Genomic DNA, 21952 nt, shown 5'->3' with positions numbered 1-21952 from the left:
ACAGCTGTACGCTGCAACCCAGGAATTCCCCATGTCACTTCAGCAATTTCATGTCGTGCGTCTGCTGCGTCAGCAGGCCCAGTCCCGGCCAAATGCCATAGCCCTTGAGGGCTTTGAGATGGCGTCACCCTGGCAGCAGCTCAGCTGGCAGGAGTTTGAGCGGCGCACCGACCGCCTGGCCAGGCAACTGATTGCCGGCAATCTGGCCATCCAGGACAAGGTGGCCATATTGTCGAATAACTGTCCCCAATGGACAGTCAGTGACGTGGCGGCGCTCAAGGCCCGCGCCGTGGTGGTGCCCATCTATCCCACCAGTACGGCAGAGCAAGCCGCCTATATCATCAATGATGCCGAAGCCGGTTGGTTGTTTGTCGACTGTGCCCGCAGCTACGCCCTGGCCTGTGAACTCAGGGCCCTGTGTCCAAGTTTGCAGCGCATAGTGGTATTCGATGGTGCAGTGGAGCTGGCCCATGAATCAGACTGCTATTTGGACGAACTGCTCAACCGACCCGTTGACGAACAGGCCGGGGCCGAGCTGGAACAGCGTATTGCCGGCGCCAACCTGGATGAACTGCTGACCCTGATCTATACCTCGGGCACCACGGGGGATCCCAAGGGGGTCATGTTGCCGCACCGGGCCTTTGCCTCCACCGTAAGGCAGCACGATCAACGTCTGGCCGTCAGTCCCGGTCACGTATCCCTGGCTTTTTTGCCCCTGAGTCATGTCTTTGAGCGCGGCTGGAGTTTCTATGTGCTCTGCCGCGGCGGCCACAATGTTTACCTTTCGGATACCAACAGGGTCAAAGAGGCCATAGCCGCGGTACGGCCCCATACCCTGTGCGTGGTGCCTCGCTTCCTGGAAAAGGTCTACAGCGCCGTGCAGGACAAGGTGGCGCGGGCGCCCAAGACCAGGCAAGCACTGTTCCACTGGGCCCTGGCCGTGGGACAGCAACAATTTGAGGTCGATCAGGGCCGGGCCCGGGGTTCATTTGGGCTCAAGCTTAAGGCTCGTATCGCCGATGCGCTGGTGGCCTCCAAGTTACGCCAGGTGTTGGGGGGCCGGCTGAGGTTTATGCCCTGTGGCGGTGCAGCCCTGGACCCCAAAGTAGGGGCCTTCTTCAATGCCGTGAATATTCCCGTACTCTGTGGCTATGGCCTGACCGAAACCACGGCCACAGTCACCTGCAACACCCTGGACAACAGGGTGCCCGGCTCCAATGGCCAGACACTGCCTGAGGTGGAGGTGCGCCTTGGGGCCGACGATGAGATCCTGGTGCGCGGCGATACCGTCATGAGCGGCTACTACAAGCGACCCGAGGACACTGCGGCCGCCTTTGAGGATGGCTGGTTCAGGACAGGTGATGCCGGGCGCCTGGATGCTGCAGGTAATCTCTTTATTACCGATCGCATCAAGGAACTGATGAAGACCTCCAACGGCAAATACATAGCGCCGCAGCGGGTGGAGGGGAAAGTGGGCTGTTGCCCCTTTATCGAACAGGTGGCCATCATAGCCGATGCCCGCAACTATGTGACGGCCCTGATAGTCCCTGCCTTCGAGACGTTGGAGGCCTGGGCCAGGGAGGTGGGGTTAAGTTACGAATCCAAGCTGGAACTGATACGTCACAGCCATGTGCTGGAACACTTCGAGGCGCGGCTCAAGCTGATGCAACAGGAGCTGGCGGGCTTTGAACAGATCAAGAAGTTCACCCTGTTGCCGGACGCCTTTACCATGGAGTCGGGACTGATCACCCCGACCCTCAAGCTGAAGCGCAAGATGATTTATCACAAATACGCCAGGGAAATCAGCGCCATGTACGGCGGCTAAGGCCGAAGACTTGGTCACGGCGGCGCTTTGGCTTAAGATGCAAACCGCCGCCCATTATCACTAAGGAATCCAGCCATGCAGTTTGAGCTCAGTATCCAACCCAGATTCAATGAAACCGATGGCCTGGGTCATATCAACAACACGGTAATCCCCGTGTGGTTCGAGGCCGCCCGTGAGCCCGTGTTCGCCATCTTCAACCCCGAGTTGGATCTTAAGCATTGGAACCTGATTGTGGCCGGCTTCAGTGTGGCCTTCAGTGCGCCCACCTATTACGGCAAGACAGTCGAAGTGGTTACCCAGATAAGCCGCATCGGCAGCTCCAGTTTTGAGGTGTTCCAGCGCGCCTTCCAGGCCGGCGTACAAACCGCCGAAGCAAAGACCACCTTGGTGCACTACGACTACGGGAATGAAAAAAGCCAGCCCATTCCGGCCGATATCCGCAGTCAATTGGAAGCCTATCTGACCACTTCTGCCTGATTTTTCTCGCTATCTTGGCCGAGGGAGTTATTGGTCGGCTGCCGGCGCGCCCTTGTCTTCCCCGGCCTTTGTCTCTTCCGATAGGGGCTGCTTGCCAGGCAGCTCCTGGATCAGGTGCCTCAGGATCACCCTTTGCACCAGGGCTTCGGTTTCCTGCTGGGAGCAGTTGAGCACCAGGCCGTAATGGGTCAGGTTATTCTCTGCGTCTATAAATTGCTGATTCTTGATGGTGACCGGCAGCACTGTGCTGCGGCCATCCCTGTCATCGGTGAATTTCAGGCTGTAGTGCTTGTCGACGCAGTCTTCACCCAGATCTTTGCCGATGAAGGCACCACCACCGATGGAGATATCGCAAATATGGCCATCGGATACCTTGTGGGTGCTGTCATTGGCCTGCAATTGCGCCGGCACATTGACCTGCAGGCGGCTGTGTTGGCGCAGCGCCAATTGCTCCAGATCCCTGGGGTAATCCAGCACTATCCATTGGTACATGGCCGACATGATGCGGCTGATGGTTGAGCGAAAGGCGAACACATGCCCGCTGGGGTCATCGCTGTTCAGCAGCCGCACTATCACGCCCCTGTCTTCCTTGATGTATGGTTTGGCCGCCAACCAATGGCGATCGCTACCAAACTCGAGCAATACCGCCCTGCGGGAATGTATCCCTATCAGGCGGGTGCGCAGGCGGATGGGTTGGGTGGGGGTCAGCAACTGCAGGTACACTTCGGTGTTGCAGGGAACAGAGTCAAATCGTTCAAAGTCATCGGGGGTGCTGTGTGTCATGGCGCCTGATCCCATCCGGTATGGTTAAGCTGTCAGCTCAAGAATAGACCATAAATCAGTCGCCTGACGTAAGGGGTTGTTCAAATTGTGCCAACCACAGGGTCAGGAGCTCATTGAGCTGTTGTTGCTCTTTCCTGGGCAGGGAAGCCAACAGGGCTTGCTGTTGACGCACATGGGCGTCCAGTACCTGTTCCACCAGGGTCAAGCCGGCATAGGTCAGCACCACTTCAACGCTGCGCCTGTCGCTTTGGCTGTGTTCACGGGCAATCAGTCCTTTTTGCTCCAGACGGTCGAGGCGGTTGGTCATGGCACCCGAGGTCAGCATCATGGTCTGCAACAGACCGGAAGGTGTGAGTCTGTGTGGGGCGCCTGCCCGGCGCAGGGTGGCGAGTACGTCAAATTCCCCCGGTTTGAGGTCGAACTCCTGATGGCAGGCGCTAAGTTGTTGTTCCAGATGCTTGGCCAGGCGGCCAAGACGGCCAATGATGCCCATGGGCAAGGTGTCGAGTGCGGGTTTTTCTGCGGCCCACTGGGCCTGGATCCTGTCTATGGCGTCCATTTTTACTTCCGGCGCTGATAACTGAAATTTAATTTAACATGAAGATACTTTACCGTCAGTAATAATTCCGTTAGGCTGACAATATGTCTTGATATAAAGATACTTTATATGAATTTACTTTTTGCCTTGTTGACCGCCGCCTGTTGGGGCACTACCTATGCCGTTACCCAGATGAGTCTGCCCGGATGGCCGCCTTTGCTCTTGGGGGCCATCCGCGCCCTGCCGGCGGGATTGCTGTTGTGGATGTTTAAACCCAGCCTGCCGGTCCGGCAGCATTGGTTACCGCTGCTGGGGCTGGGGGCACTCAATATCGCCGCCTTCTTCAGTCTGATCTTTGTCATGGCCCACACCTTACCGTCGGCCATCTCCGGGGTGGGTATGGTATCTGTGCCGCTGTTTGCCATGCTGTTCCAGTTTGTGGTGATCAGGCAGCGCCCCAGTCAGGTGCAATTGGTGGCCGGCGGCTTATTGCTGCTGCTTGGTTGGCAGCTGTTCAATCCGGCGTCGATGCAACTCAATCCTTTGGGATTGCTGGCCATGGTGGCAGCCATCGGCTGTATTATCTGCGGCAGTCGCCTGACCCAAACCCTCAGCGGTCGCCTGCATTGGTGGGATGTATTGGTGTGGCAGCTCATAGTTGGTGGCACTCTGTTGGCCCTGGCTAGCCTGGGGCATGCCTGGTTCGCGCCGCAAGCCTATCTCGACGCCTTTGCCAATCTGGACGGTCGTAACCTGGCGGGGCTGGCCTGGATAGTGCTCATCAACACCGCCCTGGCCTATGGCCTGTACGTGTGGTTGATGCAACGCATGTCCGTGGTGGAATTTACCTTCGGCGGCATAGCCAATCCCGTGGCCGGTATCAGCCTGGGAACCATGTTGTTGGGGGAAAGTTACAGTCAGGGCCAATACCTGTTGATGGCGGGCATGATAGCCGCCTCGCTGCTGCCTGCACTGTGGCAGAGACTGAACCGCCCTGTCCTGGCGGAAACCTGAGTCAGCTCAGGGCAGCGATGACGTAGACGTCGAAACGGTTTTTCTTGGTGTCAATGACGGTGGAGGGTTTAACACCATCGAGATCGTCAGCGTAGTCGGGACGTTTGACTACCACCCGCTTGCTGGCCAGCGCCAATGCCGGTGCCAGCAAGCCATCGGCATCGGTATCGGCGCCCACCAGGGACTGGAATACCCGCATTTCCTTTTTCACCAGCGCCGATTTATCCCGGTGTGGATACATGGGATCCAAATACACCACCTCGGGACGGGGTTCTATCCTGGCCAATTCTTCCAGGCTGGAACCGTGCAACAAGGTCATGCGCTCCCGCATCCAGGGGCCGATTTCGGGGTCCTGGTAGGCCCGGCGCAGGCCATCTTCCAGCAAGGCTGCCACCACTGGGTGACGCTCTATCAGGGTCATACGGCACCCCAGGCTGGCGAGCACAAAGGCGTCGCGACCCAGACCGGCGGTACCATCCACCACCGTGGGGGTGGCCCCCTGTTTCAGGCCCACCGCCTTGGCGATGGACTGGCCACGGCCGCCACCGAACTTGCGTCTGTGGGCGACGGCACCGCTGACAAAGTCGACGCAGATGCCACCCAGCTTGGGCTCGTCCCGTTTGAACAGGGTCAGCCTGTCCTCCACCATTTCCAACGCAAACGGGGCCCCATCGTCGGGCTTGAGTGCCCAGCGATCACAAAGGGTGTACAGTTCGGGGTTGGCAAGGTGGATGGCGATGGGATTCAAGACCGGGCTTCCGTTAATCAGGTTGGCGGCAGTATAGCTTGCCTCGCTGCGGGGCACAAAAGCATACAGGGCACAGGATTGCAGATATAATGCCCCCATTCAGGGCTGACGGCCCGTTTGTTTCGGAAATCATTATGTTGAGTTACCGCCACGGCTTCCATGCCGGCAATTACGCCGATGTGCTCAAGCACGCGATCCTGCTTCAAACCATTGAGTTGATGCAGAAAAAAGATAAGCCATTTGTCTACATAGACACCCATGCCGGTGCCGGTGGCTATTGTCTTGATGATGAGTTTGCCCAGAAGACCGCCGAGTTCAAAGACGGCATCGGGCGCCTGTGGGGCCGTCAGGATCTGCCGGCGTCACTGGTCCATTATCTGGAGTGTGTGGCCCACTTCAACGAGGGCAATGGTGGCGCGGCCGAAGAGCTGGCCTGGTATCCGGGTTCTCCTGCGCTGGTGGATATGCAGTTGCGGGACAAGGATCGCATGGTGCTGCATGAGTTGCATGGCACGGATCATCAGCTGCTGGCGGAATACTTTGATGCGGATCGCCAGACCAAGGTGGTGCGCGGCGATGGCCTCAAGGGACTGCTCGCAGCCGTGCCGCCGCTGGAGCGTCGGGGTTTGGTGCTGATAGACCCCAGCTATGAGATTAAGAGCGATTATCGGGATGTGGCCGAAGCCATCATCAAGGCCCAGCGCAAGTTTGCCACCGGGGTGTATTTGCTCTGGTATCCCGTGGTGAATCGCGCCCAGACCGAATCCATGTTGAGTCTGCTGAAAGAAAGCGGCATACGTCGGCAGCTGCGGATCGAGCAGGCCATCAAGCCCGATTCGGATGAGTTTGGCATGACGGCCGCCGGACTTTGGGTGATCAATCCCCCCTGGCAACTGGATGAGATAGCGACCGAGGTGCTGCAAAGCCTGTCAGCCCTGCTGGGGCAGCCCGATGGGCAGGTCACTGTGAAATGGGAAGTGGGCGAGTAGGTTTAGACGCGAAAATTACGATAGCGTTTAAGCAATATGTTGACCCTTTCTATATAGGCCCGGGTTTCGGGGTAGGGCGGCACGCCACGGTAGTCCTGGACCGTGGTGGCGCCGGCGTTGTAGGCCGCCAGCGCCTGATCCAGCTTGCCGTCGAAACGTTTGAGCATCTTTGCCAGATAACGGCTGCCACCGAGTATGTTCTGCTCCGGGGCGAAGGCGTTACGCACCCCCAACTCCCTGGCCGTTTCCGGCATCAATTGCATCAGGCCCATGGCGCCGGTGCGTGACACCGCCTTGGGATTGAAACCGGATTCGGCATGGATCACAGCGCGGATCAGCGCCGGTTCCAGGGCATAGGTATTGGCTGCTTCGCGGATCTGCTTATCAAAACTGCGGTGTAACTTGATGGTGCGCCAGTCCACCTTGGAGGCGGGATCGCAGGCGAAACAGTCGTAGAGCAGGACACTGAAGCGCTGATCTGCGGGTGGTTTGTCGCTGAAGGCCATGGTGCCGTTATCCTGGCGATACTGGTACACCTTGACCTTGGGCCCCTGGGTACCCTGATCCGAATATTTGGCGCTCAGGCGTGGTTTTTTGCCCTGGTTTGGCTCAGCCGGCGTCGTCACCCCGGCGGCAGAATTAGCGGCCAGCCGTTTGGGCTCCTCAGCCCAGGACTGGAGAGTCAGCAGGGGCAAGAGCAGTATGTAAAGGTACAGCCTGGCTGTCACTGGCAGAGGTTCCTGTTTTGACAATATGCCAAGAATAGCAAAGCCTTGGCGCCAATATGCCGCTATTTCTGCAGATCGCAGGTGTTGACCGGAGCCTGGTCGGCCTCGCCGGCTTCATAAAAAGGCATGGGGCCTATGTTGGCGAGCCTGGCGATTATGGAGCCTGGGAATATGGCCACTGCGGTATTGAGCTCGGTGACGGCGGCATTGTAAAAGCGTCTGGCGCTGCAGAGCTGGGTTTCCAGTTCGCTGTAGGCCTGCATGGATTGCAACAGCACGCTGTCGGTGAGCAATGTGGGAGTATTTTCCAATTGCGCAAACAGCAGGCTCATTTTGCCGTGCAACTGATCCGCCGCTTGCAGATGCTGCTGCAATGCCCTGGCATCCTGTGGCTGATAGGGCCCGTCGGTTTGCTCCTGCAACTTGATGATGTCGGCCGGCAAAGGCTGCTCGTGCGCCATTTCGGTTTGCGCCCGCGCCAAAAGGGTGGTGATAAGCTGGCTGCGCTTGCTGAGCTGATGATCCACGCTCTGCAAGGCCTCACGGGCCGTGGCGCGCTTTTTCAGCAGGCTGACGTACCAGAGATAGGTCAGGATCAGCAGCAATCCCAATCCCAGCAGCAAACCTTCCATTTTGATTCCTTTTTTATTGATTTTATTGGAACCGAACTCAAGCTCGGCCAGAAATTGGCTCACAGCTAACCATAAATCGCAGCAAATTGCACCAGCACTCCCGCAATTTCAACCCCGCCCAAAGTGGTTGTTACTTAACCGGTAAGGTAAAAAACCTTACCCAAGGGGACAGGTATGCAGAGAGTTAATTGTCAAAAACAGCGGCTAATTGGTTTTCCCGGGCTACAGCCAAAATAACCATAGAGTTATTGGTGAAAAAGTCAGCGCATACTGAGCCGCTTACCAGTTATCAAGTATAAGCAATTGATATTCATTGGTTAAATTGACTGCTGGTTAAGTGCGTGATGGTGAATTATTGACCCCTGATCCCATCTTTATCCCGCATTTCGGCCCATGGCTTAAAATCCGAGTTGTCAAAACAGCCGATGCCGGGCGTGATTGGCGTGGGGCACCGTTAACATCAATTTTACCTTGTTGCAGAGTGCGAGCCGGGGGTCATAAAAAAGCCCCGCAAGGCGGGGCTGTTGGGGTAGAACCTCAGTCTGCTTCCGGTTCCAATTCCGGACCAGGGCCGGGCTCGGCTTCCTGTGTCTTGCGCTCGCCGCGGTTGAACAGCCGCTCCACCAACACGAAGAACAGCGGGATAAAGAAGATACCGAGGAAGGTGGAACTCATCATGCCGCCGAGCACCCCCGTGCCTATGGCGTTCTGGGCGCCTGAGCCCACGCCGCTGGAGATGGCCAGGGGCACAACGCCGAGGCCAAAGGCCAGCGAGGTCATCAGGATGGGCCGCAGCCGCACCCGCACCGCGTGCAGGGTGGCTTCCACCAGGCCGGCGCCATGCTCGTAGTATTCCTTGGCAAACTCAACTATCAGGATCGCGTTCTTGGTGGCCAGCCCCACGGTCGTCAGCAGGCCCACCTGGAAGAACACGTCGTTGGCCAGGCCCCTTCCCGTCATGGCCACCAGGGCACCTATGATCCCAAGGGGCACCACCAGCACCACGGCGAAGGGCACGGACCAGCTTTCGTACAGGGCCGCGAGCACCAGGAACACCACCAGAATCGACAGGGCATAGAGGCCGGGGGCCTGATTGCCCGACAGCCGTTCCTCATAGGACAGGCCGTTCCATTCGATGCCGAATCCCGGTGGCAGCTGCTTGACCATCTCCTCGAAGTCACGCATGGCGTCACCTGTGCTGTAGCCGGGGGCTGTGCTGCCCTGGATGTTCATCGCCGGCAGACCGTTGAAACGCTCCAGCCTGGGGGAGCCGAATTCCCAGCTGCCGCCGGCGAACGCTGAGAAGGGCACCATCTCGCCCTGGTGGTTGCGCACATACCAGCTGTTGATGTCCTGCGGTTGCATCCTGAATTGGGCATCACCCTGGACATAGACCTTCTTCACCCGGCCACGGTCGATAAAGTCGTTCACATAGCTGCCACCCCAGGCGGTGGCCAGCACGTTATTGACGTTATTGATATCCACGCCCAGGGCCCGCAGCTTACTGTGATCTATGTGCAGCTGGTACATGGGGGCATCTTCCTGGCCGTTGGGGCGCACCCCCACCAGATTGGGATTCTGGGCCGCCAGTCCCAGCAGCTGGTTACGGGCCGCCACCAATTGCTCATGGCCCATGCCGTTTTTGTCCTGCAGGAACAGATCGAAACCGTTGGCTGTGCCCAGCTCGATCACCGCCGGCGGCGCGAAGGCGAAGGCGAAGGCCTCTTTAATCTGCCACAGCACGCCCATGGCGCGGCCGGAGATGGATTCCACATCCTGGCCCGGCCCGGTGCGCTGACTCCAGTCCTTGAGGCTGACGAAGGCGACACCCATGTTCTGACCCATACCGGCAAAGCTGAAACCGGCCACGGTAAACACCGAATTGACATTGTCCTTCTCGCCCTCAAGGAAGTGATCCGACACCTTGTCCAGCACCTTGACCGTGGATTCCTGGGTGGCATTGGTGGGCAGAATTACCTGGGAAAACAAAATGCCCTGGTCTTCATCGGGCAGGAAGGCGGTGGGCATGCGGCTGAACAGCCAACCGGTGGCCACCACCAGCATCAGGTAGATGGCGGCAAAGCGCAGGCCGCGCTTGAGTATCCCGGCCACACTGCCGCAATAGCGTTGGGTAAGATTGTCAAAGGTGCGGTTGAAGGCACCGAAGAAGCCGGTCTTTTCGTGCACATGTCCCGGCTTGATGGGTTTGAGGAAAGTAGCGCACAGGGCAGGGGTCAGGATCAGGGCCACCATCACCGACAGGGCCATGGCCGAGACTATGGTGATGGAGAACTGGCGGTAGATCACCCCGGTGGAGCCCGTCATAAAGGCCATGGGCACGAATACCGCCGACAGGGTCAGACCTATGCCCACCAGGGCGCCGGTGATCTGATCCATGGACTTGCGGGTGGCCTCAACCGCCCCAAGGCCTTCCTCCTGCATCACCCGCTCGACGTTTTCCACCACCACAATGGCGTCGTCCACCAACAGGCCTATGGCCAGCACCATGGCGAACATGGTCAGGGTGTTGATGGAAAAGCCCATGGCCGAGAGTATGGCGAAGGTGCCCAGCAAGACCACGGGCACGGCTATGGTGGGGATCAGTGTGGCGCGGAAATTCTGCAGGAACAGGTACATGATGAGGAACACCAGCACTATGGCTTCCAGCAGGGTATGGATCACGCCCTCGATGGACTTGTCGACAAAGGGCGTGGTGTCATAGGGATAAACCACCTTCAACCCCTGGGGAAAGAAGGGGCTCATCTCATCTATCTTGGCCCGTACCGCATCGGCGGTTGCCAGGGCGTTGGCCCCTGTCGCCAGTTGGATTGCCAAACCCGCAGCCGGGCGGCCGTTGTAGAAGGATTGCACCACATAGCTCTCGGCGCCGAGCTCCACTCGGGCCACATCGCCCAGATACACCTTGGCGCCCGAGGTGTCGGACTTGAGTATGATATTGCGGAATTCTTCCTCTGTGGTCAGGCGGCTTTGGGCTGATACCGTGGCGTTGAGCTGCTGACCGGGCAAGGACGGCGCGCCCCCCAGTTGACCCGCGGACACCTGGGCATTCTGCTCGCGGATGGAGCCAATCACGTCCTGGGAGGTCAGGTTGTATTGGGTCAGCTTGAGCGGGTCGAGCCAAATGCGCATGGCATAGGGCGAGCCGAACAGGGTCAGCTCACCCACGCCCGGCACCCGGCTCATGGGGTCCTGGATATTGGAGCCCACATAATCGGCGATATCGCTCCTGTCCATGGAACCGTCTTCGGAAACAAAGCCCAGCACCATCAGGAAGCCAGAGGATGCCTTGTTAACCCGGACCCCCTGGTTTTGCACTTCCTGGGGCAGCAGCGGCATTGCCGATTGCAGCTTGTTCTGCACCTGCACCTGGGCTATGTCGGGATCGGCATCGGCGTTGAAGGTCAGGGTGATGGCTGCATTGCCAAAGCCGTCGCTGGTGGAGTTGATGTAGCGCAGATGGTCGAGGCCCGTCATCCGCTGTTCGATCACCTGGGTGACCGAATCTTCCAGGGTCTTGGCCGAGGCGCCGGGGTAGAAGGCGCTGATCACCACGGTCGGCGGCGCTATCTTGGGATACTGGGACACGGGCAGGTCACGAATGGCCAATACCCCCGCCAGCATCACTATGATGGCAATCACCCAGGCAAAGATGGGGCGATCGATAAAGAAACGTGCCATAAGCTCTGTCCCCGATTAGTGCGCTGGGCTGGTGGTGGCCGGTGTGGCGCTGACGGGCGCGCCGGGTCTTATCTTCTGCAGGCCCTCGATGATCAGCTGATCGCCATCCTGCAGCCCGGACGTGATGCGCCACTGGTTGCTTATCACCTCGGCTGTGGTGACCACCCTGGCCTCAACCTGGTTGTCCTGGTTGACCACCATGGCCACGGCCTGGCCCTTGGTGTTGCGGGAAATGGCCTTTTGCGGCACCAGAATGGCCGCAGGATCCGTGCCCATATTCACCCGGGCACGCACATACATGCCGGGCAGCAACAGTTGATCCGGGTTGGGGAATTCCGCCCTCAGGATCACCGAGCCCGTGGTCTCTTCGACGTTGACTTCGGCAAATTTCAGCTGGCCCTTGTGCTCATACAGGCTGCCGTCTTCCAGCAGCAGTTCGACCTCGGCATGGTCGCTGGCCTGCAACTGGCCCCGGCGCAGCTTGGCTTTCAGTGCCAGCAGTTGGGCACTGGATTGGCTGATGTCAACGTTAATGGGGTCCAGCTGCTGTATGGTGGCCAGGGTCATGGACTGATTGGCGGTCACCAGAGCGCCGGCGGTGATGCTGGACTTGCCGATGCGGCCGGCAATGGGGGCGCGCACCTGGGTGTAGTCCAGGTTGATTTTGGCATTGTTGACCGCGGCTTCCGCCTGAGCCACCCGGGCCTTGGCTTCCTTGAAGGAGGCATCGGCCTCATCGAAGTCCTGTTTGCTGATGGCTTTGCTGCTGAGCAGCGCCTGATAACGGGCCGCCCTGGCCTTGGCGCTGGCGAGCCCGGCGTGGGCACTGGCCAGATCCGCTTCGGCACTTTTCAGTGCCGCAAGGAAGCTGGCATCGTCAATCTTGTACAGGGACTGGCCCTGGCTGACCATGCCGCCCTCGGTGAAGTTGCGTTCGGTAATGATTCCCGATACCTGAGGGCGCACCTCGGCTTCCAGATAGGCGCGGCTGCGGCCCGGCAGCTCGGTCGTTAGGGTTTGGGGCCCACTTTGCACCTGCACCACGCCTACGGCTGTCGGTGGGGGTGTCTGTCCCTGGGGTGTGCCTTGTTCGGCCTTGTTGTCACAGGCGCTGATCAACAAGGCCATGCTGATGGCCGAGGCAATTCCAAACAGTTGCCGCATCTGACTCTCCTTAAATTTCGGACATACACCATTACCCAAGACGGGGTAATTTGGTCCAGCCCCCAGTTATCGCACAGCCCCCACAGCAGGACAAGCGGCCTTGGGATTGAAAGTGTAAAACATTGAAAATTTCTCTGCCTATGCAAAGGTTTAGTTAAGGTTTTTCGCTGATTTTCACCCGGGTGTTGCTCAATGTTGCAGCCCCGTTGCTGCCTGGCGCCTTAGAGGCGATTGTCGCCGACAGAGCAGGACAGGATGCGGCTCAAATGGGCCAGAGGCTTACCCGTTTGCTGCTGCCAGTCATTGAAGGTGGCCTGCACCTGGGCCAGTGTCTTTTGGGAGCTGAAGCTGCCATCCACCAGCTTGTGGGCCTTGAAGTAACCCTGCACGTCTGTGCTCAGCAAAAAGGTGTCCTTGCCGGTGCCGCGCAGGAAATAGGGGCCGGTATTGCCGCCGAGCCTGGCGCCGCGGCGTTTGAGCTGTTGCCACAGACCCGTGATATCCGCCGTGGGCCAGTCGGCGATAAAAGCCGCCAGGCTGCCGTGCTCGCGGGCGATATCGGTCACCATAATGGCATTGTCATAGATGGCCTGGGTCTTTTTAGCGTGACGGATAAGATCGGGGTCTGCTGCCCGCGCCGCCAACTGCTCCGGCGACAGCAGCAACACCTTTAGGGGTTCGAAGCCGAAAAAGGCCTGCTCATAGGCCCGCCACTTGGCTTGCACCACCTTCCAAACGAAACCGCTCTGGAACACCTGACGGCTGATGGCCGACAACAGCTCGGCATCGGAGTGGTTGCGGTATTCTGCTGCCGTCAGCACCTGGGGCAGCAGCTGCGCCAGTCCGGATTCACCGCCCTTGCGTTCGCAGGCGCGTTCATAGATGTGCTTGAAAGGTTCGGCTTTTTGCATGGGGACTCTCCGGCAACAAGGAGCTGACAGTGTAACCCCAAGTCGCCTTCACGTCCTCCCCGGATCAGTGGGACAGTGCCTGTCGCAGCAAAGTCTCGAGCCTGCCGGGTGTCCTGCCGAGCAGGGCCGGCAGGTGATTTTCGGCAGTCAGGTATTCGTCATTGGCAATGGCGCGGCTGTTACCTGCCAGGGCGCGGGCGAGAAATTCCGGCAATCCCATGGCGAGCAGCGTCTGCTGTTGTGCCTCCGGGCTGATGTCCACCGTCCGCAGCGCCTTGCCGCTGATGTCGGCAATGAGAGCGCTGATCCCGGCCTGGCTGAACAACTCGGGTCCCTGCAGTGTGTATGTCTGGCCCACATGACCCGGTTCGGTCAACACCTTGGCCAAAGCCTCGGCCAGATCATCCTTGAGTACGGGGGCAAAGCGGCCGGAACCACTGGCATTGAAGCGCTCGCCCTTCTGCAGCGCCTGTTCCAGCCCCATCAGGGTTAGCTCGGCATAAAGACCGTTACGCACCAGGGTGAAAGGCACCCCTGACAGGCGTAAGGCGGCCTCGGTGGCGCCGTGGCTGCGGGCAAAGTCGAAGGCCGAGTCCAGGTTGGCCAACTGGAAGCTGGTATACACCAGTTGTTCGACCCCGGCGGACTTGGCGGCCTGTATCACCGCCAAATGTTGCCCCAGGCGCACATCGTTGGGGGCATCGCCGGAAATCAGCAGTACCTTGCTGACACCCTGCATTGCGGCAGCGAGTGACTCCGGCTCGCCAAAATCGGCATAGACAGTTTCAGCGCCGCTATGGTCCAGGCGCTCCGGCTGACGGCTCGCCAGGCGCAACTGGTTGGCGGGGACGTGTTGCAACAGGGCTTGGGTGACGCGGCGGCCCAGATCGCCGGCCGCTCCGAAAATCAGGATCATCTTGTTTTCCTCGGGTTGAATTGACGTCGTCAGTGTACGCCCGTGGCTAAAATTGATAATGAGTGGTTTACTTATAGCTTTGGTAAGTGAAATTAAACAAAAGGGGCGGCTATGGACGCGGCACAACTTTATCGAATGCTGGTGTTCGCCACTGTGGTGGAGCAGGGCTCCCTGACCTCGGCTGCCGAGGTGCTGGGGATCAGCCGCTCCATGGTCAGCCAGCACCTGAAAAAATTGGAGCAACGTACCAGCTGCCAGCTGCTGCACCGCACCACCCGCCGTATCAGCCTCACCGAAGATGGTCAGGGCTTTTATCACTACTGTGCCGAACTGCTGTTGCTGGCCAAGCAGGCGGAAGCCGTTACCCGTCCCAGCGACGAGCAGCTGTACGGCAGCCTGAGGGTCACTGCACCCGTGGGGTTGGGGGAGCGCAATCTGCTGCCGCTGATCGGTGAATTCCATCAGCGCTTTCCCCACCTGCGCCTGACCCTGCTGCTGGAAGACAACAAACTGAACCTGTTGGAGCAGCAAATAGATGTGGCCATTCAGGCCGGGTGGCCAGCCGATTCTGAGTTCAAGGCCATCAAGCTCGGCAGTTTTGATGAGCTGCTGGTGGCGAGCCCCGAGTACATAGCCCGCCACGGTAAGCCCTTGCATCCGGACAATCTGCACAGCCATCGCTGGCTGATGCATGCCTCAAGCCATTTGCCCCGCAGCTGTGTGCTGCACAACAGCCAGGGCGAGGAATACCGGATACGGGTAACGCCCTTTATCAGCTGTAACAGCACCAATGCCCTGTTGGCGCTGGCATGCCAGGGGTTGGGGGTGGCGGTATTGCCGGATAACCTGCTGACGGAGCAACTGGCACGTGGTGAGCTGGTGCGGCTGTTACCTGACTATCATCTGCGCGAGGGCGGGATCTTCGCGCTGCACCCCTACCGTGATACGACTCCTCCAAGGGTGCGGGTGCTGCTGGATTTCCTGCGGGAGCGACTGTTTCCCGGTCGGGCTGAGGCTAATCCCGGATAACCGGCAAACAATACAGCAGAAAACTGCACCCTCTGTGGCGTCTGCGGCTAAAGTTAACTTGTAGGTGGTTGCTGCAAGGCAGGTGTCATGGAGCTTTTTTATCATCCGCTGTCACGCTATTCCCAAAAGGTCCTGCTGGGTCTGTATGAGAAGCAGGCCAATTTTTTCCCCCGGGTGGTGGAGCTACGCGATCCTGTGCAGCGGGCCGAATTTGCCCAGATTTATCCGCCCTGCAAGCTGCCACTGTTGAAGACCAGCGATGGCCTGTTATTGCCCGAATCCAGCATCATCATAGAATACCTGGACCGGCAGGTGCGCGGTGGCACCCGCTTGTTGCCGGATATGCCCTCGGTGAATTTGCGGGTACGGCTGTGGGACAGGCTGATAGACAATGATCTCAATAATCAGCTATTTGTGCTGGAGCAGTTGCTCAATGAGTCACGGCAGGACGAGTTGAAAATCCGGCAGTTGCGCAACAGGCTTTGGCTGACCTTGCAGGAGTTGGATAACCAGCTGGCCGATAACCACTGGCTGGTGGGCGATGGCTTTACCCTGGCCGACTGCGCCCTGGTGCCCTGCCTGGATACCCTGTTCGATCTCCTGACGCCGTTCGAATTGGATAATCTGTGCCGTTACCGGCAACAGGCCAATATCCGCGGCGCCTGGGAGCTGGTGACCGACGAAATTACCCTGGCCCAGGCCGAGGAAACCGCGGGCGTGCGCAACATTCCTTGAGCCGCGCCCTGATCAGCTGTTGCGTTCCTTCTTGAGTTGCAAAAAGGCCTTCCACTGTTGTACCTCGGGCGTCAGCTCAGGGGTCTCTCCCTCGAAACCCGCCTCGCGGATCAGTTCGCTGATGGGCACCTGCTTGCGGTTACAAACGAATACCCCGCGCACATGCACTATGCAGTGCAGACCGCGATCGCTGACAAACCGTTGATCAATATAGAAATATTTATCGTCCCAACCCACGACCCGGCTTTCAATGGTGAATTTTTGCAGCGGCTTGATATCGCGGATATAGGTGAATTCAGCGGCATTGACTATCGGCATCCACTTGAGTTTGAGGAAGCGCTTCAGCAGGCCCATTTCCGCCAACATAAAGGTGCGGGCGAGATCCATAAAGGCCGGATAGCGGCTGTTGGTCAGGTGCATATTGATGTCGCAGTCAGACGGCAGCGCCCGGTACTGGATCAGGCTGGTGTCGAGAAAACCTATGCTGCGGCAGTGGCGTACGCGCCAGAGGAACAACCAGATTAAGCGGAAATACAGATTCATGGGTCGGTTCTTGAGTTTTTGCTTTAAAAGCACAGGCTAACAGAGGTCATACCAGCAGGCAAGGCGCCGGGGACCGGCAGCAAAAAGGGGCGCAGTGCGCCCCTTGTCATTAAGCCAAGGCCTTTACGCTTCGATACCGCTGTGCCTGAGCAGTGCCTCTATGCTGGGCTCGCGGCCCATAAAGCGCTTGAACAGGGTCATGGGCTCTTCGCTGCCACCCATCTCCAAAATATTGGTCAGGAAGTCATGGCCCGTATCGGGGTTGAAAATGCCTTCCTGCTCGAAGCGGGAGAAGGCATCGGCCGACAACACTTCGGCCCACTTGTAGCTGTAGTAGCCCGCCGCGTAACCGCCGGCAAAGATGTGTGAGAAGCTGTGTTGGAAGCGGTTGAAGGCCGGCGGGATCAGGACGGCCACCTGTTCGCGCACTTCGTCCAGGGTCTGCTGGATGCGGGCGCCCTTGGCGGGGTCATATTCCAGGTGCAGGCGGAAATCGAACAGCGAAAACTCCAGTTGGCGCAGCATCATCATGCCGGATTGGAAGTTTTTCGCCGCCAGCATCTTGTCGAGCATGGCCTTGGGCAGGGGCTCGCCGGTCTCGAAATGGCCGGAGATCTCTTGCAGTGCTTCCTGCTCCCAGCACCAGTTTTCCATGAACTGGCTCGGCAGCTCCACCGCATCCCAGGGCACACCATTGATACCCGACACCCCGGCCACTTCTATCCTGGTCAGCATATGGTGGATGCCGTGACCGAATTCGTGGAACAGGGTGGTGACTTCGTCATGGGTGAACAGCGCCGGTTTGCCGCCGACCGGGCCGTTGAAGTTGCAGGTCAGGTAGGCCACCGGCAGTTGCAGGCCATTGGGGCCGCGACGGCGTACCCGGCACTCGTCCATCCAGGCGCCACCGCGTTTGCCGCTGCGGGCATAGAGGTCGAGGAAGAAGCTGCCGCGCTGCTCGCCACTGGCATCGAAGATATGGAACAGGCGCACGTCTTTGTGCCAGCGATCGAATTCTTTCTGCTCTTCAATGCGCAGGCCAAACAGACGCTCCACCGTGTGGAACAGGCCGCCAAGCACCCTGTCCTCGGGGAAATAGGGGCGCAGTTCTTCCTGGGAAATCTCGTATTTGTGTTGTTTGAGCTTTTCGGCGTAGAAGCTGAGATCCCAGGCTTCCAGCGTCGCGTCGCCATGGTGCTCGGCGGCGAAGGCCTTGAGCTCTGCCAGTTCGGTCTTGGCCTGGGCCTTGGAATGCAGTGCCAGCTCGTTGAGGAAGCTCACCACCTGGCTCGGGCTCTCGGCCATCTTGGTGGCCAGGGACTTGTGGGCGAAGCTTTCGAATCCCAGCAACTGGGCCAGCTCGTGGCGCAGGGCGAGGATTTCTTCCATCAGCGGACCGTTGTCGAATTCGCCGGCGTTGGGACCCTGGTCCGAGGCGCGGGTGACAAAGGCGCGATAACACTCTTCCCGCAGCGCCCGGTTGTCGCAATACATCATTACCGGCAGGTAGGATGGGAAATCCAGGGTGAACAGCCAGCCATCCAACTGCTTGTCCTCGGCCATGGCGCGGGCGGCGGCCAGGGCGGACTCGGGCAGACCCTTGAGTTCGACCTCATCTGTCACCAGTTTGCTCCAGGCGTGGGTGGCGTCGAGTACATTGTTGGAAAAACTGCTGGTCAGCTCGGACATGCGCTTGACGATTTCGCCGTAGCGCGCCTTTTTAGCGGCGTCCAGACCTATGCCGGACAGCTCGAAATCCCGCAGGCTGTGTTCGATAAGGGTTTGCTTGGCCCTTGGCAGGCCGGCAAATTCCGCCGAGCCGTGTAATGTCTTATAGGCCTGGTACAGCCCCTCATGCTGGCCGACAAAGGTGCCGTACTCGGACAGCAGCGGCAGGCAGGCATCGTGGGCCGCGCGCCAGCTGTCGGTGCTCAGTACCGAGTTCATGTGGGACACGGGGGACCAGAGCTGACCCAGCTCGTCATCGGCCTGCTCCAGCGGTGTCACCAGACCCTCGTAGCTGAAGTCGCCGGCGGCCAATACCCGCTCGATTTCGGCGCGGCAATGACTCAGTGCCTGGCTGACGGCGGGCTCTATGTGTTCGGGACGAATGCTGGAAAAGGGCGGCAGTGTCGATGGGGACAACAGCGGGTTGCTCATAGGGGATCCTCGGAATCGGGTCTGTGTATAGGCCATAGATAAGGCCTGTGGCGGCAATTATCAAGGCGTGATCGCATTTAGCAGCTTATGCGCCCTTTAACAGTGCTGGCGATCAAATAACCGCGTACCGTATAAAGTTCAGCGGAAAAATGCTGTGTGGATCTCAAATGATATCTGTTCTCATTTAAGCCGGTGCTGAATAGGCTATGCTATGCCTGTGTTTAATGCCGGACCCCTGTAATGAAAAGCTCCTTGTCTTTATTACCGCTAATCCTGTTCACCTGTGCCAGCCAAGCCGACACTGGCTACTGGCTGGATCTGGGCTGGGACAGCCAATATGTGTCCGAGGGCCGCGACAATATAGGCCGGGGCGGCGTTTGGTGGGGCGGGGCTGCCGTTTCGGTTGATAGCTTGACGGCCTACGCCACCCTGGCCCGCGGTGACAGTGAGTTTTTCAGTGAGTGGAATCTGGGGCTGGAATATGAGCTGCCGCTGGGGGATGACTGGCGTGGCAGTCTGGGGTACCAAAGGGTGGAGATAGTGGCCGACGAGCCTTTCTCCGACAATGAATGGTTTGCCAGCCTGGCCTGGTGGCTGGAGCCGCGTTTGGTGCCTGTGGTGGCCTATACCTACAGCAGTGATGCCGCCGGTTATTTTGTCGAACTCAGTCTTTACAGCCATTGGCAGTTGACAGAGTCGCTGGAGTTAACGCCTTTCGTTACCCAGGGCCTGGACTATCAGTACATGACGGAACTCCACAGCGGCCGCAATCATTTACAGTGGGGAGTTAAGGCAATCTGGACCCTGGATGACGGTTGGTCCACAACCCTGCAGTTGGCACACAGTGAGGCCCAGGGAGATGTGATCCTGGATGATGAGGAAGGCGATCTTAATTTTATTAGCCTGCACCTGAGTCGGGAATTCTGAATATCCGCTATGCTTGCCTGAATCAGGGAATGGATCCGGGACAAGGAAATGTCTGCCATAAATCGCTACCGGCTTTGGGCCGGTCTCTTGCTGTTCAGTGTTGGCGCCTTGGGTGCCGATGTGCTCAATAATCAGTATTTACCCCCCAAAGACGCAGTTCTGGACGATAAGGGCCAGCCTTTGGCCGTGCCCGAAAGCCGCCCGGCACTGGAAATTCATCTGCCGCAGGCCACACAAGCCCCTAAACGCCAATCCGGCAAAGTGAAACAGAGCAAAAAGACGATCAGCAAGACCAAGGTTGAGCGCCAGCTGGTGGCCAACGACCCTGCCTGTCGTTGGCTGGATGCCAGATTGGATCACCTGGAAGCTGCCGTCCGCAGCCAGGGGGCCGGCTACCAGAAAGAAGAGCTGACGGTCAGGCGCAAGGAGTGGAGTTGTCTCGATTGCGGCGGCCATGGCCCGGAGCCTGACGACTACGGTCGCTGCCAATACCGGCGCTGATTTCATTGCCGCAATATCTGTTGATTCTCCCCGGTCTCTTGCAAGCGCCGCCGCTATGGGGGCAAACTAGCACCCCTCGATAGAGACCCGCCGACCGAAGATTACGGAGAATTTCATGGCCCAACACTACGACTACATCTGCCTCGGCGCCGGCAGCGGTGGTATTGCCTCTGCCAACCGCGCCGCCATCCGCGGTGCCAAGGTGCTGTTGATTGAAGCTCAGCAAGTGGGCGGCACCTGTGTCAACGTTGGTTGCGTGCCCAAAAAAGTCATGTGGTACGGCGCCCAAATAGCCGAGGCCATTCACCTGTATGCCAAGGATTACGGCTTTGATGTGGATGTGAAAAAATTCGACTGGGCGACCCTGGTCGCCAGTCGCGAGGCCTACATCGAACGGGTTCACGCTGCCTATGGTCGCGGCTTTGCCAGCAATGGTGTCACCCTGGTGCAGGGCTATGGTCGCTTTGTCGATAATCACACCATAGAGGTCAACGGTGAGCATTACAGCGCCGACCATATACTGATCGCCACCGGCGGTGCGCCCACCATTCCCGATATTCCCGGTGCCGAACATGGCATAGACTCCAACGGCTTTTTCGCCCTCAACGAACAGCCCAAGAGAGTGGCCGTAGTCGGTGCCGGTTATATTGCCGTGGAAATCGCCGGGGTACTGCACGCCCTCGGCAGTGACACCAAGCTATTTGTCCGCCGCCATGCGCCGCTGCGGGGTTTTGACCCCATGCTCAGCCAGGCGCTGGTGGATGCCATGGCGGCACAGGGCCCCACACTGCACACGGATGCCGTACCCAAGGCGGTTCACAAGCAACAGGACGGCACCCTGGTGCTGGAGCTGGAAAACGGTGAGCGCCATGAAGTGGATTGCCTTATCTGGGCCATTGGCCGCAGCCCGGCCACAGGCAACATAGGGTTGGAGAACACCGATGTACAGCTGGATGAGCAGGGCTATGTGCTGGTGGATGAACAGCAGAACACCCGTGCCAAGGGCATCTATTGCGTCGGTGACATCATGGCCGGTGGCATTGAGTTGACCCCGGTGGCGGTGAAAGCCGGACGTCTGCTGTCTGAGCGCCTGTTCGGTAACATGCCAGAGGCGCGCATGGACTATTCCAATGTGCCGACCGTGGTGTTCAGTCATCCCCCCATAGGCACCATGGGCCTGACCGAGCCCGAGGCCAGGGCCAAGTACGGTGAGAATAATATCAAGGTCTACAACTCGACCTTCACCTCCATGTACACAGCCGTTACCGCCCACCGTCAGTCCTGCAAGATGAAGCTGGTGTGTGCCGGCCCCGAGGAGACAGTGGTCGGTATTCACGGCATAGGTTTCGGCATGGATGAAATACTCCAGGGCTTCGGCGTGGCTATCAAGATGGGCGCCACCAAGGCCGATTTCGATGCGGTAGTGGCCATACACCCCACCGGTGCAGAAGAATTTGTCACCATGCGTTAGGCCTTTTGGCGCCAAGCTCCTGCACCCTATCCAAAAAATAAAGCCGCATCATCTTGATGCGGCTTTTTAGTCCCATTACAGCCAACAAAGTCAATTTCGATTGCTGATACCCTACCTGGGCTTATTGGCAATAGGTCGTTGAATAAGCGACTTAAATCAAAA

Annotated in this window: 20 protein-coding genes; 9 read left to right on the top strand and 11 right to left on the bottom strand. The window is 58.7% G+C overall.

Features of this window, described 5'->3' with window-relative positions; translation table 11 throughout:
• Positions 1–31 precede the first annotated feature (31 nt).
• Positions 32–1825 (top strand): AMP-dependent synthetase/ligase, encoded by a 1794-nt coding sequence (locus JYB84_RS18070; protein WP_207321387.1) that lies wholly within the window; start codon positions 32–34, stop codon positions 1823–1825.
• Between the two features lie 75 nt (positions 1826–1900).
• Positions 1901–2302, top strand: coding sequence for an acyl-CoA thioesterase (locus tag JYB84_RS18065; RefSeq protein WP_207321386.1), 402 nt, complete (start codon positions 1901–1903; stop codon positions 2300–2302).
• 27 nt (positions 2303–2329) lie between these two features.
• Here JYB84_RS18065 and JYB84_RS18060 read toward each other — a convergent pair whose 3' ends face one another.
• Both JYB84_RS18060 and JYB84_RS18055 read right to left on the bottom strand, forming a co-directional pair.
• Entirely contained in the window at positions 2330–3085 is a 756-nt protein-coding gene (locus JYB84_RS18060; RefSeq protein ID WP_207321385.1) for a PilZ domain-containing protein, read from the bottom strand.
• 55 nt (positions 3086–3140) lie between these two features.
• Positions 3141–3644, bottom strand: a complete 504-nt coding sequence (locus JYB84_RS18055) for a MarR family winged helix-turn-helix transcriptional regulator (RefSeq protein ID WP_207321384.1) — start codon at positions 3642–3644, stop codon at positions 3141–3143.
• 108 nt (positions 3645–3752) lie between these two features.
• Here JYB84_RS18055 and JYB84_RS18050 point away from each other — a divergent pair, with 108 nt between their 5' ends.
• The gene (locus tag JYB84_RS18050; RefSeq protein WP_207321383.1) at positions 3753–4637 is read left to right on the top strand and encodes a DMT family transporter; all 885 of its coding nucleotides are present in this window, start codon (positions 3753–3755) and stop codon (positions 4635–4637) included.
• A 1-nt stretch (position 4638) separates the two neighbouring features.
• On the opposite strand, the gene JYB84_RS18045 is transcribed toward JYB84_RS18050, so the two are convergent.
• Positions 4639–5385, bottom strand: coding sequence for a class I SAM-dependent methyltransferase (locus JYB84_RS18045; RefSeq protein ID WP_228290843.1), 747 nt, complete (start codon positions 5383–5385; stop codon positions 4639–4641).
• Between the two features lie 134 nt (positions 5386–5519).
• Here JYB84_RS18045 and JYB84_RS18040 point away from each other — a divergent pair, with 134 nt between their 5' ends.
• Positions 5520–6374: a 23S rRNA (adenine(2030)-N(6))-methyltransferase RlmJ gene (locus tag JYB84_RS18040; RefSeq protein ID WP_207321381.1), complete on the top strand. Its 855-nt coding sequence runs from the start codon at positions 5520–5522 to the stop codon at positions 6372–6374.
• Positions 6375–6376: 2 nt separating this feature from the next.
• Here the strand turns inward: JYB84_RS18040 and JYB84_RS18035 are convergent, their stop codons facing one another.
• The 6 genes from JYB84_RS18035 to JYB84_RS18010 all read right to left on the bottom strand — a co-directional run bounded on the left by JYB84_RS18035 (position 6377) and on the right by JYB84_RS18010 (position 14424).
• A complete protein-coding gene (locus JYB84_RS18035) occupies positions 6377–7024 on the bottom strand; it encodes a lytic transglycosylase domain-containing protein (RefSeq protein ID WP_228290981.1) in 648 nt (215 codons plus the stop codon).
• A gap of 140 nt (positions 7025–7164) precedes the next feature.
• Positions 7165–7734 (bottom strand): LemA family protein, encoded by a 570-nt coding sequence (locus JYB84_RS18030; RefSeq protein WP_207321380.1) that lies wholly within the window; start codon positions 7732–7734, stop codon positions 7165–7167.
• A 537-nt stretch (positions 7735–8271) separates the two neighbouring features.
• Positions 8272–11433, bottom strand: a complete 3162-nt coding sequence (locus JYB84_RS18025; RefSeq protein WP_207321379.1) for an efflux RND transporter permease subunit — start codon at positions 11431–11433, stop codon at positions 8272–8274.
• Between the two features lie 15 nt (positions 11434–11448).
• Positions 11449–12597, bottom strand: coding sequence for an efflux RND transporter periplasmic adaptor subunit (locus JYB84_RS18020; RefSeq protein ID WP_207321378.1), 1149 nt, complete (start codon positions 12595–12597; stop codon positions 11449–11451).
• 221 nt (positions 12598–12818) lie between these two features.
• A complete protein-coding gene (locus JYB84_RS18015; protein WP_207321377.1) occupies positions 12819–13508 on the bottom strand; it encodes a DNA-3-methyladenine glycosylase I in 690 nt (229 codons plus the stop codon).
• A gap of 64 nt (positions 13509–13572) precedes the next feature.
• Positions 13573–14424, bottom strand: a complete 852-nt coding sequence (locus JYB84_RS18010) for an NAD(P)H-binding protein (protein WP_207321376.1) — start codon at positions 14422–14424, stop codon at positions 13573–13575.
• Positions 14425–14535: 111 nt separating this feature from the next.
• On the opposite strand from JYB84_RS18010, the gene JYB84_RS18005 reads away from it, so the two are divergent.
• Both JYB84_RS18005 and JYB84_RS18000 read left to right on the top strand, forming a co-directional pair.
• A complete protein-coding gene (locus JYB84_RS18005) occupies positions 14536–15453 on the top strand; it encodes a LysR family transcriptional regulator (protein WP_207321375.1) in 918 nt (305 codons plus the stop codon).
• Between the two features lie 87 nt (positions 15454–15540).
• Positions 15541–16188 (top strand): glutathione S-transferase family protein, encoded by a 648-nt coding sequence (locus JYB84_RS18000; protein ID WP_207321374.1) that lies wholly within the window; start codon positions 15541–15543, stop codon positions 16186–16188.
• Positions 16189–16200: 12 nt separating this feature from the next.
• Here the strand turns inward: JYB84_RS18000 and JYB84_RS17995 are convergent, their stop codons facing one another.
• The gene (locus tag JYB84_RS17995; protein WP_207321373.1) at positions 16201–16731 is read right to left on the bottom strand and encodes a thioesterase family protein; all 531 of its coding nucleotides are present in this window, start codon (positions 16729–16731) and stop codon (positions 16201–16203) included.
• A gap of 123 nt (positions 16732–16854) precedes the next feature.
• Positions 16855–18891, bottom strand: coding sequence for an oligopeptidase A (gene prlC / locus JYB84_RS17990; protein ID WP_207321372.1), 2037 nt, complete (start codon positions 18889–18891; stop codon positions 16855–16857).
• Between the two features lie 240 nt (positions 18892–19131).
• Between prlC and JYB84_RS17985 the strand changes: the two genes are divergently transcribed.
• The 3 genes from JYB84_RS17985 (at position 19132) to gorA (ending at position 21790) form a co-directional block, all read left to right on the top strand.
• Positions 19132–19818, top strand: a complete 687-nt coding sequence (locus JYB84_RS17985; protein ID WP_207321371.1) for a hypothetical protein — start codon at positions 19132–19134, stop codon at positions 19816–19818.
• A gap of 48 nt (positions 19819–19866) precedes the next feature.
• Positions 19867–20319, top strand: coding sequence for a hypothetical protein (locus tag JYB84_RS17980; protein WP_207321370.1), 453 nt, complete (start codon positions 19867–19869; stop codon positions 20317–20319).
• Between the two features lie 115 nt (positions 20320–20434).
• Positions 20435–21790, top strand: coding sequence for a glutathione-disulfide reductase (gene gorA, locus JYB84_RS17975; RefSeq protein ID WP_207321369.1), 1356 nt, complete (start codon positions 20435–20437; stop codon positions 21788–21790).
• The last annotated feature ends 162 nt before the right edge of the window (positions 21791–21952 follow it).

Source organism: Shewanella cyperi, from assembly GCF_017354985.1.
Lineage (GTDB): Bacteria > Pseudomonadota > Gammaproteobacteria > Enterobacterales > Shewanellaceae > Shewanella > Shewanella cyperi.
Note: the sequence above shows the minus strand (reverse complement) of the source record. Positions and strands in the feature narration are given on the sequence as shown.

Bases quoted from the DNA above. Each gene is read 5' to 3' on its own strand.
- JYB84_RS18065 (WP_207321386.1), top strand. From the start codon at position 1,901: ATGCAGTTTGAGCTCAGTATCCAACCCAGATTCAATGAAACCGATGGC.
- JYB84_RS17985 (WP_207321371.1), top strand. From the start codon at position 19,132: ATGAAAAGCTCCTTGTCTTTATTACCGCTAATCCTGTTCACCTGTGCC.
- JYB84_RS18020 (WP_207321378.1), bottom strand. From the start codon at position 12,597: ATGCGGCAACTGTTTGGAATTGCCTCGGCCATCAGCATGGCCTTGTTG.
- JYB84_RS18015 (WP_207321377.1), bottom strand. From the start codon at position 13,508: ATGCAAAAAGCCGAACCTTTCAAGCACATCTATGAACGCGCCTGCGAA.
- JYB84_RS18030 (WP_207321380.1), bottom strand. From the start codon at position 7,734: ATGGAAGGTTTGCTGCTGGGATTGGGATTGCTGCTGATCCTGACCTAT.
- JYB84_RS18010 (WP_207321376.1), bottom strand. From the start codon at position 14,424: ATGATCCTGATTTTCGGAGCGGCCGGCGATCTGGGCCGCCGCGTCACC.
- JYB84_RS18005 (WP_207321375.1), top strand. From the start codon at position 14,536: ATGGACGCGGCACAACTTTATCGAATGCTGGTGTTCGCCACTGTGGTG.
- prlC (WP_207321372.1), bottom strand. From the start codon at position 18,891: ATGAGCAACCCGCTGTTGTCCCCATCGACACTGCCGCCCTTTTCCAGC.
- JYB84_RS18070 (WP_207321387.1), top strand. From the start codon at position 32: ATGTCACTTCAGCAATTTCATGTCGTGCGTCTGCTGCGTCAGCAGGCC.
- JYB84_RS18060 (WP_207321385.1), bottom strand. From the start codon at position 3,085: ATGACACACAGCACCCCCGATGACTTTGAACGATTTGACTCTGTTCCC.
- JYB84_RS17995 (WP_207321373.1), bottom strand. From the start codon at position 16,731: ATGAATCTGTATTTCCGCTTAATCTGGTTGTTCCTCTGGCGCGTACGC.
- gorA (WP_207321369.1), top strand. From the start codon at position 20,435: ATGGCCCAACACTACGACTACATCTGCCTCGGCGCCGGCAGCGGTGGT.
- JYB84_RS17980 (WP_207321370.1), top strand. From the start codon at position 19,867: ATGTCTGCCATAAATCGCTACCGGCTTTGGGCCGGTCTCTTGCTGTTC.
- JYB84_RS18040 (WP_207321381.1), top strand. From the start codon at position 5,520: ATGTTGAGTTACCGCCACGGCTTCCATGCCGGCAATTACGCCGATGTG.
- JYB84_RS18055 (WP_207321384.1), bottom strand. From the start codon at position 3,644: ATGGACGCCATAGACAGGATCCAGGCCCAGTGGGCCGCAGAAAAACCC.
- JYB84_RS18050 (WP_207321383.1), top strand. From the start codon at position 3,753: ATGAATTTACTTTTTGCCTTGTTGACCGCCGCCTGTTGGGGCACTACC.
- JYB84_RS18025 (WP_207321379.1), bottom strand. From the start codon at position 11,433: ATGGCACGTTTCTTTATCGATCGCCCCATCTTTGCCTGGGTGATTGCC.
- JYB84_RS18000 (WP_207321374.1), top strand. From the start codon at position 15,541: ATGGAGCTTTTTTATCATCCGCTGTCACGCTATTCCCAAAAGGTCCTG.